12 protein-coding genes are annotated in these 15,131 nt (G+C 61.7%); 11 read left to right on the top strand and 1 reads right to left on the bottom strand.

The features are described 5' to 3' along the window. The first annotated feature begins 12 nt into the window (after positions 1–12). The 11 genes from algK to PSH84_RS01785 all read left to right on the top strand — a co-directional run bounded on the left by algK (position 13) and on the right by PSH84_RS01785 (position 14,072). Positions 13–1,518 carry an alginate biosynthesis TPR repeat lipoprotein AlgK gene (algK, locus tag PSH84_RS01835; RefSeq protein WP_439800548.1) on the top strand — a complete coding sequence of 502 codons (1,506 nt, stop codon included), beginning with the start codon at positions 13–15 and terminating at the stop codon, positions 1,516–1,518. Between the two features lie 5 nt (positions 1,519–1,523). After that, positions 1,524–3,014 (top strand): alginate export family protein, encoded by a 1,491-nt coding sequence (locus PSH84_RS01830; protein ID WP_122566554.1) that lies wholly within the window; start codon positions 1,524–1,526, stop codon positions 3,012–3,014. 26 nt (positions 3,015–3,040) lie between these two features. After that, complete coding sequence (algG, locus tag PSH84_RS01825; protein WP_305468349.1) at positions 3,041–4,630, top strand: mannuronan 5-epimerase AlgG; 1,590 nt, start codon at positions 3,041–3,043, stop codon at positions 4,628–4,630. Positions 4,631–4,641: 11 nt separating this feature from the next. Beyond that, on the top strand, positions 4,642–6,093 hold the full coding sequence (locus PSH84_RS01820) for an alginate O-acetyltransferase (protein WP_122566540.1): 1,452 nt from the start codon (positions 4,642–4,644) through the stop codon (positions 6,091–6,093). 11 nt (positions 6,094–6,104) lie between these two features. Further along, entirely contained in the window at positions 6,105–7,241 is a 1,137-nt protein-coding gene (locus tag PSH84_RS01815; protein ID WP_122566541.1) for a mannuronate-specific alginate lyase, read from the top strand. Between the two features lie 219 nt (positions 7,242–7,460). Continuing rightward, positions 7,461–9,026 (top strand): MBOAT family O-acyltransferase, encoded by a 1,566-nt coding sequence (locus PSH84_RS01810; protein WP_122566542.1) that lies wholly within the window; start codon positions 7,461–7,463, stop codon positions 9,024–9,026. 11 nt (positions 9,027–9,037) lie between these two features. After that, complete coding sequence (locus PSH84_RS01805) at positions 9,038–10,213, top strand: alginate O-acetyltransferase (RefSeq protein ID WP_305482208.1); 1,176 nt, start codon at positions 9,038–9,040, stop codon at positions 10,211–10,213. A 14-nt stretch (positions 10,214–10,227) separates the two neighbouring features. Then, entirely contained in the window at positions 10,228–10,893 is a 666-nt protein-coding gene (locus tag PSH84_RS01800) for an alginate O-acetyltransferase AlgF (RefSeq protein ID WP_122566544.1), read from the top strand. 217 nt (positions 10,894–11,110) lie between these two features. Continuing rightward, the gene (locus tag PSH84_RS01795) at positions 11,111–12,562 is read left to right on the top strand and encodes a mannose-1-phosphate guanylyltransferase/mannose-6-phosphate isomerase (RefSeq protein WP_305482207.1); all 1,452 of its coding nucleotides are present in this window, start codon (positions 11,111–11,113) and stop codon (positions 12,560–12,562) included. 182 nt (positions 12,563–12,744) lie between these two features. Further along, on the top strand, positions 12,745–13,209 hold the full coding sequence (locus PSH84_RS01790; protein ID WP_122566546.1) for a multidrug transporter: 465 nt from the start codon (positions 12,745–12,747) through the stop codon (positions 13,207–13,209). A gap of 38 nt (positions 13,210–13,247) precedes the next feature. Next, the gene (locus tag PSH84_RS01785) at positions 13,248–14,072 is read left to right on the top strand and encodes an SDR family oxidoreductase (RefSeq protein WP_305482206.1); all 825 of its coding nucleotides are present in this window, start codon (positions 13,248–13,250) and stop codon (positions 14,070–14,072) included. A gap of 192 nt (positions 14,073–14,264) precedes the next feature. On the opposite strand, the gene PSH84_RS01780 is transcribed toward PSH84_RS01785, so the two are convergent. Next, complete coding sequence (locus PSH84_RS01780) at positions 14,265–15,128, bottom strand: efflux RND transporter periplasmic adaptor subunit (RefSeq protein ID WP_305482205.1); 864 nt, start codon at positions 15,126–15,128, stop codon at positions 14,265–14,267. Positions 15,129–15,131: the final 3 nt, after the last annotated feature.

Raw genomic sequence — 15,131 nt, 5'->3', positions numbered from 1 at the left:
GAGGATATGCCCGTGATCACTCCACAAAACAACAATGCACCGCATTCCCTGTGGGAGCGAGCTTGCTCGCGATGGGATCGACGCGGTCTGTCTGGTACACCGAGCGGCCTGCTTCGCGAGCAAGCTCGCTCCCACACGGGGTATGCATTGTGTGCACTGGCGCTGGCGATCGGCCTCAGCGGTTGCGCCGGCCTGCCCGACCAGCGCCTGGCCAACGAAGCCCTCAAGCGCGGCGACACGGCGTTGGCGCAGCAGAACTACCAGCAACTGGCCGACCTGGGCTACAGCGAGGCCCAGGTAGGCCTGGCCGACATCCAGGTGGACAGCCGCGACCCCGAGCAGATGAAAAAAGCCGAGGCGACTTACCGCGCCGCGGCCGATATCTCGCCACGGGCCCAGGCGCGCCTGGGTCGCCTGCTGGTGGCCAAGCCCGGTTCCACCGAAGCGGAAAAACACGAAGCCGAAGGCCTGTTGAAGAAAGCCTTCGCCAATGGCGAAGGCAACACCCTGATCCCGCTGGCAATGCTGTACCTGCAATATCCCCACAGCTTCCCGAACGTCAACGCCCAGCAGCAGATCAGCCAATGGCGCAGCGCCGGCTACCCGGAAGCGGGCCTGGCGCAGATTCTGCTCTACCGCACCCAGGGCACCTACGACCAGCACCTGGATGAAGTCGAGAAGGTCTGCAAGGCCGCGCTGGCGACCACGGACATCTGCTACGTCGAACTGGCCACGGTCTATCAGAAACGCGGCCAGCCGGAACAACAGGCCCAATTGCTCAAGCAGATGCAGGACGGTCACGCCCGTGGCGTCGTGTCCGCCCAGCGCGTGGACAGCGTCGCCCGTGTCCTGGCCGATGCCAGCCTGGGCAAGACCGACGAAAAGACCGCCCAGTCGTTGCTCGAAGGCATCGCCCCCGGCTACCCCGCTGCCTGGGTCAGCCTGGCGCAACTGCTCTACGACTTCCCGGAACTGGGTGATGTCGACAAGATGATGCAATACCTGGAAAACGGCCGCGCCGCCGACCAGTCGCGCGCCGAGCTGTTGCTGGGCAAGCTCTACTACGAAGGCAAGTGGGTCCCGGCCGATGCCAAGGCCGCCGAGGCGCATTTCCAGAAAGCCGTTGGCCGCGAAGTAGCCGCCGATTACTACCTCGGCCAGATCTATCGCCGCGGTTACCTGGGCCAGGTGTACTCGCAAAAAGCCCTGGACCACCTGCTCAAGGCCGCCCGCAACGGCCAGAACAGCGCCGACTTCGCCATTGCCCAGCTGTTCTCCCAGGGCAAGGGCACCAAGCCCAACCCGGTCAATGCTTATGTGTTCAGCCAGTTGGCCAAGGCGCAGAACACCCCGCAAGCCATCGAGCTTGCCCAAACCCTCGAAGCACAATTACCGCCGCAGCAACTTGCACAAGCGCAACGCCTGCTACAACAAGAGCAGGCCATTCGCGGCGCAATGAGCCCCGATACGCTGGAACTGCAAGCCCTAAAAGAAGATGACGGCGAGGAACCTCTATGAAGCTTTTGAAGCTCAATCCTTTTGTACAGGCTGGTATTGGCCTGTCGTTTGCCCTGTTGTGGTCCAGCCCGAGCCTGGCGGCCCTGACTGACACCAAGAACTTCGGCCTGGAAGTGAAGATCACCGGCCAGTCCGAAGACGACCGCGACCTCGGCACCCAGAGCGGTGGCGACGTTAACGGTGTCGGCCTGGACCTGCGTCCGTGGGTCTACGGTGAAAGCGAAAGCGGCGCCTGGAGCGCCTACGCCATGGCCCAGGCCGTGACGTCCAGCGACATCATCGAAACCGACACCCTGCAACAATCCGACGGCGCCACCCAAGAAACCGACAGCGGCGATCGCGAAGCCAAGAAAAGCTACCTGGCCATGCGCGAGTTCTGGATCGGCTACCGCGGCCTGACCCCCTACCCGGGCGAGCAGTTGAAGTTCGGTCGCCAGCGCCTGCGCAATGACGACGGCCAATGGCGCGACACCAACATCGAAGCCCTGAACTGGACCTTCGACACCACCTTGCTGCGAGCCAACCTCGGCGTGGCCGAACGCTTCAGCGAATACCGCACCGACCTCAAGGAATTGTCCCCCAAGGACAAGGACCGCCTGCACGTCTATGGCGACGTGGGCTACCAGTGGATGCCAGGCCAGTGGGCCGGTATCCGCGCCCACCATTCCCATGACAATGGCAGCCTCGATTACCCGACCCCGGGCGAAGCCACCGATACCCTGGACAAGACCGAGAATGGCGACTTGACCTGGCTGGGCCTGGAAGCCAACAGCGACGCCTACAACTGGCGCAACACCAACACGGTCAACTACTGGGCCAGCCTCACCGGCATGACCGGCGACCGTGACACCGTCAATCCGCTCAACGCCGACGGCACGCGCCCAACAGAAGCCAAGCACAGCGATGACGTGGACGGCTGGGCCACTGACCTGGGTATCCGCCTGCGTCTGGACCCGCAATGGCAAGTCGGTGCGGCCTATGCCCGCGCCAGCGAGGACTACGAACAGAACGGCCTGCAAAGCAACCGCTCGAACTTCACGGGTACCCGCTCGCGGGTGCACCGTTTCGGCGAAGCGTTCCGGGGCGAAATGGCCAACACCCAGAGCGCCAGCCTGTTCGGTTCCTGGCAGTTGCGCGACGAATACGACGCAAGCCTTGTGTACCACAAGTTCTGGCGCGTGGACGGCAACAAGCCGGTGGGCAGCAACGGCATCAACGCCGTGGAAAACAACACCGACGACGTGACCGGCGCAATCCTGTCCACCTCGTCCCTGCCACTGCGCGACGGTAACAAGGACCTTGGCCAGGAAGTCGACTTGGTCGTCACCAAGTACTTCAAGCAAGGCCTGCTGCCGGCCGCGCTGAGTCAGTCCATAGATGAGCCGTCGGCGCTGGTGCGCTTTCGTGGCGGCGTGTTCAAGCCAGGCGACGCCTACGGCAAAGAGGTCGATTCGTACATGCATCGCGCCTTTGTCGACGTGATCTGGCGCTTCTGATGCGAATGGCCATGGGAGTGCCCGATATGAACCGCTACCTCAGGAACAGCCAGGCGATGAAAGGTTCGATCAGCCTGTTGGTCGCAGCGATGCTGCTGACCGGCTCGCCGGCGTTCGCCAACGTTGAACCGGTGGTCAAGCCGGGCAACGTGGTCAAGGAACTGCAACAAGCCAGGACCTACACCGTCAGCAGCGCGCCGACCGCACCGCTGGAGCTGGCCGCGCCGACCTTGCCCGACCTCAAAGGCTATACCGCCGAAGCCGTCGCGGCCAAGATCGTGCGCAGCAAGCCCGGCAAGATCAGCGTGCGCCGGATGATGCAGGAAAATGCCTTGAAGGACTTCATCGGCGGCGACAACAAGATGGCCGAGTGGGTGGTGCGCCAGCGTGGCATCCCTCAGGCCGTCTTCCTTGACGACGGTTACATGAACCTCAAGGACCTGGCCAAGAAAGTCCCTAAGTACGTCATCGAAACTTCGCCAGGTGTGTACCTGGCGAAGATTCCGATCGTGGTCGGCCAGAAGGGCATCCTGGAAATCGACAAGCAGACCCAGGAATTGCGCCTGTCCCAGGAGGGCGGCTCATTCCTGGTCAACGATGGCCGGATGTTCATCCGCGACACCAAGGTCACCGGCTGGCGTGAAAAGGACAACGGCCCCGCCACGTTCCGTTCGCCCAAGGAGTTCCGTCCGTTCCTGCTGTCCTGGGGCGGCACCGAGACTTACATCGTCAATACCAAGATGGCGAGTTTCGGCTACGCCAACAGTAAGTCGTACGGGGTGAGTATTTCCCAGTACACGCCGAACATGGCCAAGGTCCTCAAGCGCCCGGAACCGACCGGCTGGATCATCGGTTCCGAGTTCTCGGACATGTGGTACGGCTTCTACTGCTACGAAACCAACGATTTCGTGGTCAAGGGCAATACCTACAAAGACAACATCGTCTACGGCATCGACCCCCACGACCGTTCCCATCGGCTGATCATTGCCGACAACACCGTCTACGGGACCAAGAAGAAGCACGGGATCATTATTTCCCGTGAGGTCAACGACAGCTTCATTTTCAACAACCGCAGCTACGACAACAAACTCTCGGGCCTGGTGATCGACCGTAACAGCGTAAACAACCTGATCGCCTACAACGAGATCTACAAGAACCACACCGACGGCATCACGCTTTACGAGAGTGGTGACAACCTGCTGTGGGGCAACAAAGTGATCAGCAACCGCCGCCACGGCATCCGGATTCGTAACAGCGTGAACATCCGCCTCTACGAAAACGTGTCCATGGCCAACGGCCTGACCGGTCTCTACGGTCACATCAAGGACCTGTCCGACACCGACCGGGACATCAAGCTCGACCCGTTCGACGCCCAGGTCTCGCTGATCGTGGTCGGTGGCGAACTGGCCGCCAATGGCAGTGGCCCGTTGTCCATCGACTCACCATTGAGCGTTGAGCTGTACCGCGTGTCCATGCTCGCGCCGACCAAATCCAGCGGCATCAGCTTCTCGGGAATCCTCGGCGAGCGCCAGGATGAAATTCTCGACCTGCTGGTGCGCCAGCAGAAAGCCGTGCTGATCGACCCTGTCGAACGCCAGACCGAATTGCGGGACTGAGGATGACCTTTATGAACCCACAGATGATCAAACTCCTGGGCCTGTCCGCGCTGACTGCCGGCATTCTCGCCGCTGCAAGCGGCGCACGCGCCGATGAAATCAAGGCGCCGAGCTTCACCGCCGAACCGTGCTGCAACCTGTGCCCGGCGGCCCATGACGCGAAGAACTACACCACGCGCTACCAGCAGAACTTCACTACGCTGGTGCAGGCCCAGGGCGACTGGCTGTTCCGGACCCAGGAAGACCTGCGCACCGAATTCAACACCACCCCGGCCGGCTACAAGCGCATGCAGCAGTTGCACGATGCGTTCAAGGCAAAAGGCGTCGAGCTGGTGCTTGTCTACCAGCCGACCCGAGGCCTGGTGAACCGCAACAAGCTCAATCCGCAGGAGAAGGCCAGCTTCAATTTTGACAAGGCCCTGACCAACTACAAATCCATGCTCGGCCGTTTCGCCCAGATGGGTTATGTGGTGCCGGACCTGTCGCCGCTGACTAACGAAAACCTGCCCGAGACCCTGCCGGCCCACGATTTCTATTTCCGTGGCGACCAGCACTGGACCCCATACGGCGCCCAGCGCACGGCCAAGATCGTCGCCGAGAAGGTCAAGCAGATTCCGGCCTTCGCCGACATTCCCAAGCGTGAATTCGAGACCAAGAAGTCCGGCCGCATGGGCAAGACCGGCACCCTGCACAACATGGCCGGGCAACTGTGCGGCACCAGCTATGCGATCCAGTACATGGACCAGTTCACCACCGAACCCAAGGGCGAGGCCGGCGACGGCGACCTGTTCAGCGATTCCGGCAACCCGCAGATCACCCTCGTGGGCACCAGTCACAGCGGCAAGAACTACAACTTTGCCGGTTTCCTGCAGGAAGCCATCGGCGCCGACATCCTCAACGTCGCCTTCCCTGGCGGTGGCCTGGAAGGCGCGATGATCCAGTACCTGGGCAGCGAAGAGTTCCAAAAGAACCCGCCGAAAATTCTCATCTGGGAATTCTCCCCGCTGTATCGCCTGGACCAGGAAACCATCTACCGCCAGATGATGGCGCTGCTGGACAACAACGGTTGCGAAGGCAAGCCGGCACTCATGAGCAGCAAGACCGCGCTCAAGCCGGGCAAGAACGAATTGATGGTCAATACCAAGAACATGGATCTGCGTAATGGCAGTCACCAGGTCGACATCCGCTTCACCGACACGTCGGTGAAAACCTTGCAAGCCACCCTCTGGTACATGAATGGGCGCCACGAGGATATCAAGATCGAAAAACCGGATACCTCCGACACCGACGGACGTTTCGCCTTCCAATTGCGCACCGACGAGGACTGGGCTTCGCAAAACCTGCTAGCCGTTGAAGTCCAGGGTCCTGAAGCCGGTAAAGAGCCGCTGCAAATCGAAGCGAAAGTCTGCAAACGCAACGCATCTCCGCAAGCCGGGCAACAAACGGCTCAAATCGGACAATGAGGTCTCGTCTCATGACCAGTACCACGCGCACCCGAACGTTGAAAACGCTGCTGGCGCCCTCCCTGCTGACCCTGGCGCTGTTCGCCGGGGCCACGCAGGCGGCGGCCCCGCTGCGCCCGCCCCAGGGTTACTTCGCACCGATCGAAAAGGTCAAGACCGGCGACGCCGCCAAAGGTTGCGACGCCACGCCGACGCCCTACACCGGTTCCCTGCAATTTCGCAGTAAGTACGAGGGCTCCGACAAGGCCCGAGCGACATTGAACGTACAATCGGAAAAGGCGTTCCGCGACAGCACCGCCGACATCACCAAGATCGAGCGTGGCGTCAGCAAGCAAGTCATGCAGTTCATGCGTGACGGCCGCCCCGAGCAACTGGAATGCACGCTGAACTGGCTGACCGCCTGGGCCCAGGCCGATGCGCTGATGTCCAAGGACTTCAACCACACCGGCAAATCCATGCGCAAATGGGCGCTGGGCAGCATGGCTTCGGCCTATGTGCGCTTGAAGTTCTCCGAATCCCGTCCATTGGCCAATCACCCGGAACAGGCGCAACTGATCGAAGGCTGGTTCAGCCGGATGGCCGATCAAGTGGTCAGCGACTGGGACAACCTGCCGCTGGACAAGACCAACAACCATTCCTACTGGGCCGCCTGGTCGGTAATGGCCACCTCCGTGGCAACCAACCGCCGCGACCTGTTCGACTGGGCCGTCAAGGAATACAAGGTCGGCGTCAACCAGGTCGATGCCGACGGTTTCCTGCCCAACGAACTCAAGCGCAAGCAACGCGCCCTGTCCTACCACAACTACGCCCTGCCGCCACTGGCGATGATCGCCAGTTTCGCCCAGGTCAACGGTGTGGACCTGCGCCAGGAAAACAACGGTGCCCTCAAGCGACTGGGTGACCGGGTGCTGGCCGGGGTGAAAGACCCGGAGATCTTCGAAGAGAAAAATGGCGACGAGCAGGACATGAAGGACCTCAAGGTCGATTCGAAATTCGCCTGGCTCGAACCGTTCTGCAGCCTCTACACCTGCTCCGAGGATGTGCTGGAGCGCAAGCATGAAATGCAACCCTTCAAGACCTTCCGCCTCGGCGGGGACTTGACCCGGGTGTATGACCCGTCGCGGGAGAAAGGCGAAAAAGGAAGCTGACACCACATCTCCTGCCTGGCAGGAAACCTGTGGGAGCGAGCTTGCTCGCGATTGCGGTCTGACATTCACCATGGATGTCGACTGACACTCCGTCATCGCGAGCAAGCTCGCTCCCACAGGGAATGTGGTCTGTTTCGAATGCAATAGCCCCCCGGTTTTCACGGGGGGGTTTGGGGGGGCTCTGGCCCTTGACTGTTGATTCAACATGGAGAGATCGGGATGGTATTTTCATCCAACGTGTTCCTGTTCCTGTTCCTGCCGATCTTTCTCGGCTTGTACTACTTGAGCGGGCAACGCTATCGCAACCTGCTGCTGCTCATCGCCAGCTACGTGTTCTATGCCTGGTGGCGGGTGGACTTCCTCGCGCTGTTCGCCGGCGTGACCCTGTGGAACTACTGGATCGGCCTGAAAGTCGGGGCCGCCGGTGTGCGCACCAAACCGGCCCAGCGCTGGCTGTTGCTCGGCGTGGGCGTGGACTTGGCCATCCTGGGCTATTTCAAGTACGCCAACTTCGGCGTGGACAGCCTCAACGCCATCATCACCGGCTTCGGTCTCAACCCGTTCATCCTGACCCACGTGCTGTTGCCGATCGGGATTTCGTTCTACATCTTCGAGTCCATCAGCTACATCATCGACGTCTATCGCGGTGACACCCCGGCGACCCGCAACCTGATCGACTTCGCAGCGTTCGTGGCCATTTTCCCGCACCTGATCGCAGGCCCCGTGTTGCGTTTCCGCGACCTGGCCGACCAGTTCAACAACCGCACCCACACGCTGGACAAATTCTCCGAAGGCTGCACCCGCTTCATGCAGGGTTTCATCAAGAAAGTGTTCATCGCCGACACCCTGGCGGTGGTAGCCGACCATTGCTTCGCCTTGCAGAACCCGACCACGGGCGATGCCTGGCTCGGCGCCCTGGCCTACACCGCGCAGCTGTACTTCGACTTCTCCGGCTACAGCGACATGGCCATCGGCCTGGGCCTGATGATGGGTTTCCGTTTCATGGAAAACTTCAAGCAGCCCTACATCAGCCAGTCGATCACCGAGTTCTGGCGCCGCTGGCACATCAGCTTGTCGACCTGGCTGCGTGACTACCTCTACATCACCCTGGGCGGTAACCGCAAAGGCACGCTGATGACCTATCGCAATCTGTTCCTGACCATGCTGCTCGGTGGTCTGTGGCACGGCGCGAACATCACCTACGTGATCTGGGGTGCCTGGCACGGCATGTGGCTGGCCATCGAAAAAGCGGTGGGTATCGACACCAACCCACGCAGCATCAACCCGATCCGCTGGGCACTGACCTTCCTGCTGGTGGTGATGGGCTGGGTGATTTTCCGCGCCGAGAACCTGCACGTGGCCGGTCGCATGTACAGCGCCATGTTCAGCTTCGGCGACTGGTCGCTGTCGGAACTGACCCGCGCCAACCTCACCGGCCTGCAGATCGCCACGCTGGCGGTAGCCTACGCCACCCTCGCCTTCTTCGGCCTGCGGGACTTCTACACCAACCGTCCGCCAGTCAAGACCAAGCCTGAAGTGACTACCGAGGCCGATGGTCCGGCCACTGCACAACCGGGTCTGATCAAAGCCGCGCCGGGCGAAAATCCGACGAACATTCATGAACCTGGCTACACCGTTGGCGTCGAAGCCCAGGTGCAACCGGCCTACTGGACCGTGGACTGGTCACGCTACGTGATGCGCACCCTGGTGCTGCTGCTGTTCATCGCCTCGATTCTCAAACTCTCGGCGCAAAGCTTCTCGCCGTTCCTTTACTTCCAGTTCTGAGGGATCTGAACATGACCCGCTCATTACGCATCTTTTACATCGCACTGTTCATGCTGATCCTGACAGCGCTGGGTATCTGGTCGATGCGCAGCTTCCTAGGCTTCAGCACCAACCCCGACGCGACCGTGCTCAACGGGCGCTGGGCCAAGGCCGTGGAAACGCACTACGATGAAGAGTTCCCGATCAAGCGCCTGGGCACCAACATCTGGGCCGCGCTGGACTACAAGCTGTTCAACGAGGGCCGCAAAGGCGTGGTCCTGGGCCGCGACCAGTGGCTGTACAGCGACGAAGAGTTCAACCCGATCGTCAACGAAGAGCTGAACCTGCAAGGTAACTACGCCCTGGTCGAAGGCGTGCGCCAGAAGCTCAAGGAACAAGGCATCACCTTGGTCATGGCGATCGTGCCGGCCAAGGCGCGGCTGTACCCCGAGCACCTGGGCGAAGTGAAGCCATCGAGCATTCACACCAACCTCTACCAGGATTTCCATGCTCGCGTGGCGGCCGACAAGATCCTCGCGCCCGACCTGCTCGGCCCGATGCAACAGGCCAAGCAAAGCGGCCAGCAAGTGTTCCTGCGCACCGACACCAACTGGACCCCGGAAGGTGCCCAGGTCGCTGCCGAGAACCTGGCCAAGGCCATTGCCGAACGCACGCCGCTCAACGGTGAGCCGCAGCGCTTCGTCACCGAACCTGCGGAAAAAATCACCCACAAGGGCGACCTGCGCCAGTTCCTGCCGCTGGATCCGCTGTTCGAAAACCTGATGCCAGCCCAGGAGCCGCTGGTCAAGCGCAACACTCGCGAAGCCGACGACCAGCCGGCCGGCGACGACGCGCTGTTCGCCGATGCCCAGGTGCCCGTGGCCCTGATCGGCACCAGCTACAGCGCCAACCCTAACTGGAACTTCGTCGGTGCACTCAAGCAAGCCCTGCACAGCGACGTCGTGAACTACGCCGAAGACGGCCACGGCCCGATTCTGCCAATGCTCAGCTACCTCAAGAGCGATGCCTTCAAGAACAGCCCGCCACAGGTGCTGATCTGGGAGTTCCCTGAACGCTATCTGCCCGTGAACAACGAAATCGGCGACGCCGACCCACAGTGGGTCGCAGAGCTCAAGCAAGCCGGCGCTCGCCAACAGAATGTCGCCGCCAACACCCCATCCGAGACGCCCGACCGGGCGCAAAACTGAAAGAGAGGTCCACCATGACTTTCAACACTACTCCTCGCCGTCTCGCTGCTCGCTCCTTCAAGGCCGTTGCCCTCGTCGCCAGCATGAGCGCCCTTTCCCTGTCCGCCTTTGCCGGTGACTCGGCCCTGTACGGCCCGGTCGCGCCAAAAGGCTCGAGCTTCGTGCGGGTCTATAACGCCGCCAACGCCGAAGTCAGCGCCACCGTCGGCAGCACCAACATCAGCGACGTAGCCCCCCTGGCCAGCAGCGACTTCAGCTTCATGCCCGGTGGCGACTACAGCGCCAAGGTCGGCAGCCAGACCGTGCCGGTGAAACTGGCCTCCGATCACTATTACACCCTGGTCAACAACGCCGCCGGCCAGCCTCAACTGATCGAAGAACCGCCGTTCAAGAACAAGCAGAAGTCCCTGGTCCGCGTCCAGAACCTCAGCGACAAGGCACTGACCCTCAAGACCGCCGACGGCAAGACCGAAGTGGTGCCTAACGTGGCCGCCAAGGGCCGTGGCGAACGTGAGATCAACCCGGTGAAAGTGTCCCTGGCCCTGTTCGAAGGCGACAAGAAAGTCGGCGACCTCAAGCCCGTGGCCCTGGAGCGCGGCGAAGCGGCCGTGCTGTACGTCACCGGTTCTGGCAGCAGCCTGTCGCCAGTGTGGGTGAAACGCCCTGTGTCGACCCGCTGATGAATTCACCTGATTGACGCTGTACCCCTGTGGGAGCGAGCTTGCTCGCGATTGCGGTACGACATCCAACCTTGATGTCGACTGACACTCAGCCATCGCGAGCAAGCTCGCTCCCACACTGGACACAGGCGTCATTCGGGTACGGAACAACAACAAGAGAGTGAAACGACAGAACGCAGTAGCTCTAACAACCATTTCGCTTCAAGGAGTAACAAACATGATTCCGGTGATCATGTCAGGTGGTAGTGGCTCACGTCTTTGGCCGCTTTCGCGCAAGCAATTCCCTAAACAGTTCCTGGCCCTGACCGGTGAACACACCCTGTTCCAGCAGACCCTCGAGCGCCTGGTGTTCGAAGGCATGGACACGCCGATCGTGGTCTGCAACAAAGACCACCGCTTCATCGTCAACGAGCAGTTGACCAACCGTAAGCTCGAAGCCCAGCGCATCCTGATGGAACCGTTCGGGCGCAACACCGCGCCGGCCGTGGCGCTGACCGCGATGATGCTGGTCAACGAAGGCCGCGACGAGCTGATGCTGGTGCTGCCGGCCGACCACGTGCTGGAAGACCAGAAAGCCCTGCAACGCGCCCTGGCCCTGGCCACCGTGGCCGCCGAGCGTGGCGAGATGGTGCTGTTCGGCGTACCGGCCACCAAACCGGAAACCGGCTATGGCTACATCAAGTCGACCAACGATGCATTGCTGCCCGAAGGCGTGAGCCGCGTCTCGCACTTCGTCGAAAAACCCGACGTCAAGCGTGCCACCGAGTTCGTCGAGGCCGGCGGCTACTTCTGGAACAGCGGCATGTTCCTGTTCCGCGCCAGCCGTTTCCTCGAAGAGCTTAAAAAGCACGATCCGGACATCTACGACACCTGCCTGCTGACCCTGGAGCGCAGTGAGCAGACGGCCGACACCATTACCTTCGACGAAGCCACCTTCGCCTGCTGCCCGGACAACTCCATCGACTACGCGGTGATGGAAAAGACCCAGCGCGCCTGTGTGGTCCCACTGTCGGCCGGTTGGAGTGATGTCGGCTGCTGGTCGTCGCTGTGGGAAGTCAATGCCAAGGACGCCAACGGCAACGTTACCAAGGGCGACGTAGTCGTCCAGGACAGCCGCAACTGCATGATCCACGGCAACGGCAAGCTGGTGTCGGTGATCGGCCTGGACAACATCGTGGTGGTCGAAACCAAGGACGCCATGATGATCGCCCACAAGGACAAGGTCCAAGGCGTCAAGCAGATGGTCAACACCCTCAACGCACAGGGCCGCACCGAGACCCAGAACCACTGCGAGGTCTATCGTCCGTGGGGTTCCTATGACTCGGTGGACATGGGCGGTCGTTTCCAGGTCAAGCACATCTCGGTCAAGCCGGGCGCGTGCCTGTCGCTGCAGATGCACCACCACCGCGCCGAACACTGGATCGTGGTCAGCGGCACCGCCGAAGTGACCTGCGACGAGAACGTGTTCCTGCTCTGCGAAAACCAGTCGACCTACATCCCGATCGCGTCGGTCCACCGTCTGCGCAACCCGGGCAAGATCCCGCTGGAAATCATCGAAGTGCAGTCCGGCAGCTACCTGGGCGAAGATGACATCGAGCGTTTCGAAGACATCTACGGTCGCTCCACCCCGATCGAACGCGGCGTCTCGGTGAAAACCATCGCCCAATGATGATCGGCTACGATCAGTAAGGATCAGCCGTACAAGAAGCCCCCGTCCAGCCCACTGCGTCCCCTATCCGCAGTGGGTTGGGTGGGGGCTTTTTTTTCAAGTGGACGCTGGGCAGGCATCATTGCTTCAACATTGCCCGCTGCCTTCGGTAGGATGTGCCTACGGTAACGGAGGTTTCCACCATGCTTATCGGCGTCTTGCTGGTCATCACCTGGCTCATCCTGCTGTTGCGCTACCCGGCCAAGGCCTTGCCGGTCTCCCTGGCTGCGTTCATCGGGCTGGGGCTGGTCGCCGCGTGGGTGCTCTGGCAGGAAAACCGCGAGACCCGGCAGTTGGAGCGCCTGGAATTGCGCATCAGCTATGCCCCCGGACAATGCCCCGCCGACCGGCCGCTGTCGCTGACCATAAAAAACACCAATGACGTGCCGCTGATCGAACTGCAGTGGCGGGTCGCGGCCTATGCGCCCGGCGATACCATCAACCTGGCCGACACCCCCTACGACGCACCGCGCTACCGTGGTCCCGGCGAATTGCAGGCCGGCGCCGACTGGCAAGACTGCCTGCCGCTGCCGCCCCTGCGCCCGGGTTATCGCCCGCAGACCCTGGAGTTTCGCGCCGAGCGATTGCACGGGAGTTTTTCCAACTGATTGCCCTCCCCCCAACTTTTTAACCCAAGGAACGCGTCATGCCTGTTGCGTTGATTACCGGATGTTCCAGCGGCATTGGCCGCGCCCTCGCCGACGCCTTCAAGGCTGCGGGTTATCAGGTCTGGGCCACGGCGCGCAAGGCTGAGGACGTGGCGACACTCGGCGCGGCCGGGTTCACCGCCGTGCAACTGGACGTCAACGATGGCCAGGCCCTGGAACAACTGGGTGAGCGGATCAACCAGCAGCACGGCGGCCTGGATGTGCTAGTCAACAATGCCGGCTACGGCGCCATGGGCCCGCTGCTGGACGGCGGCGTGCCGGCCATGCAGCGGCAGTTCGAAACCAACGTGTTCGCCATCGTCGGAGTCACCCGGGCGCTGTTCCCGGTGTTGCGTCGGGCCAGGGGCTTGGTGGTGAATATCGGCAGCGTGTCCGGGGTGCTGGTCACGCCATTTGCCGGCGCTTATTGCGCCTCGAAGGCGGCAGTGCATGCCCTGAGCGATGCCTTGCGCATGGAACTGGCGCCGTTCGGCATCCGCGTGATGGAGGTCCAGCCCGGCGCGATTGCCTCCAGCTTCGCCAAGAATGCCGGCCATGAAGCCGAGCAATTGATCAGCGAGCAATCGCCCTGGTGGCCCCTGCGCGATGGTATCCGCGCCCGGGCCAAGGCCTCCCAGGACAACCCGACCCCCACCCACGAATTCGCCGCCGCGCTGCTCAAGGCGGTTCAACAACCCAAGCCACCCCGCCTGCTGCGCCTGGGCAATGGCAGCCGGTCACTGCCCTTGATGGCCGGCTGGCTGCCCAAAGGGTTGCTAGAGAAGGGGTTGATGAAGCGGTTTGGGTTGGGTAGGTCGCTTTGATAAATGGCGGCCACCTCGAAAACTGTGGGAGCGAGCTTGCTCGCGATGACGGCGGCACAGTCAACATCCTTGCAAACTGACCCACCGCTATCGCGAGCAAGCTCGCTCCCACAGGGACTTGGGGTGAACACAACACTCATGCCCGCTCCCACGGGGGCTGTGGTGTGTATCAAATCTCCCTAGCCAGTGCGCTCAGCGCTTGCCGCGGGGTTCTAGCACCACCGTACAGGTCATCCCCGCCGCCAGCAGCACACCCTCCGGCACTTCATCGAGATGAATCCGCACCGGCACCCGCTGGGCCAGGCGAACCCAGTTGAAGGTCGGGTTCACGTCGGCGATCAGTTCGCGGCTTTCGGGGTTGTCGCGGTCGTAGATGCCTCGGGAAATGCTTTCCACATGGCCCTTGAGCGTCTCACCGCTCATCAACTGCAACTGCGCCGAATCTCCAACCCGCACCTTGGGCAATTTGGTCTCTTCGAAGAAGCCATAGACCCAGAACGAATTCATATCCACCACCGCCATCTTCGCCTCGCCGATGCGCGCATAGTCGCCACGATGCACATTGAGGTTGGTGACGTAGCCATCCACCGCCGCGCGAACCTCGGTGCGCGACAGGTTCAGCTCGGCGGCTTCCAGTTGTGCCTGGGCCTGCTGGTAGTCGGCCAGGGCCGAGTCGGCGATGTTGCTGGCGTCGTCGCGGTTTTCACGGGAGATCACCAGGCTGTCCAGGTCGGCGCGGCGATGGGCGTTGACCTTGCGCATTTCCCAAGTGGCCTTGCGCGACGCCACCAGGGAGCGAGCCTGTTTGACCGCGATGCGGTAATGCTCAGGATCGATGCGCATCAGCAGGTCGCCTTTTTTCACCGATTGGTTGTCGCGCACCGGCACCTCGACCACCTCACCGCTGACATCGGCGGCCACGTTGATGATATCGGCTCGCACCCGGCCATCGCGGGTCCACGGCGTGTTCATGTAGTGGACCCACAGCGTACGGCCGATCCACAACGCCAGGGCCAGTACCAACAGCGTCGCCAGCAGGCTGAAAAATTTTTTCATCGC

The sequence above is a fragment of the Pseudomonas beijingensis genome, assembly GCF_030687295.1.
Lineage (GTDB): Bacteria > Pseudomonadota > Gammaproteobacteria > Pseudomonadales > Pseudomonadaceae > Aquipseudomonas > Aquipseudomonas beijingensis.
The sequence above is the reverse complement of the archived record's forward strand: the minus strand, read 5'-3'. Positions and strand labels throughout refer to the sequence as shown.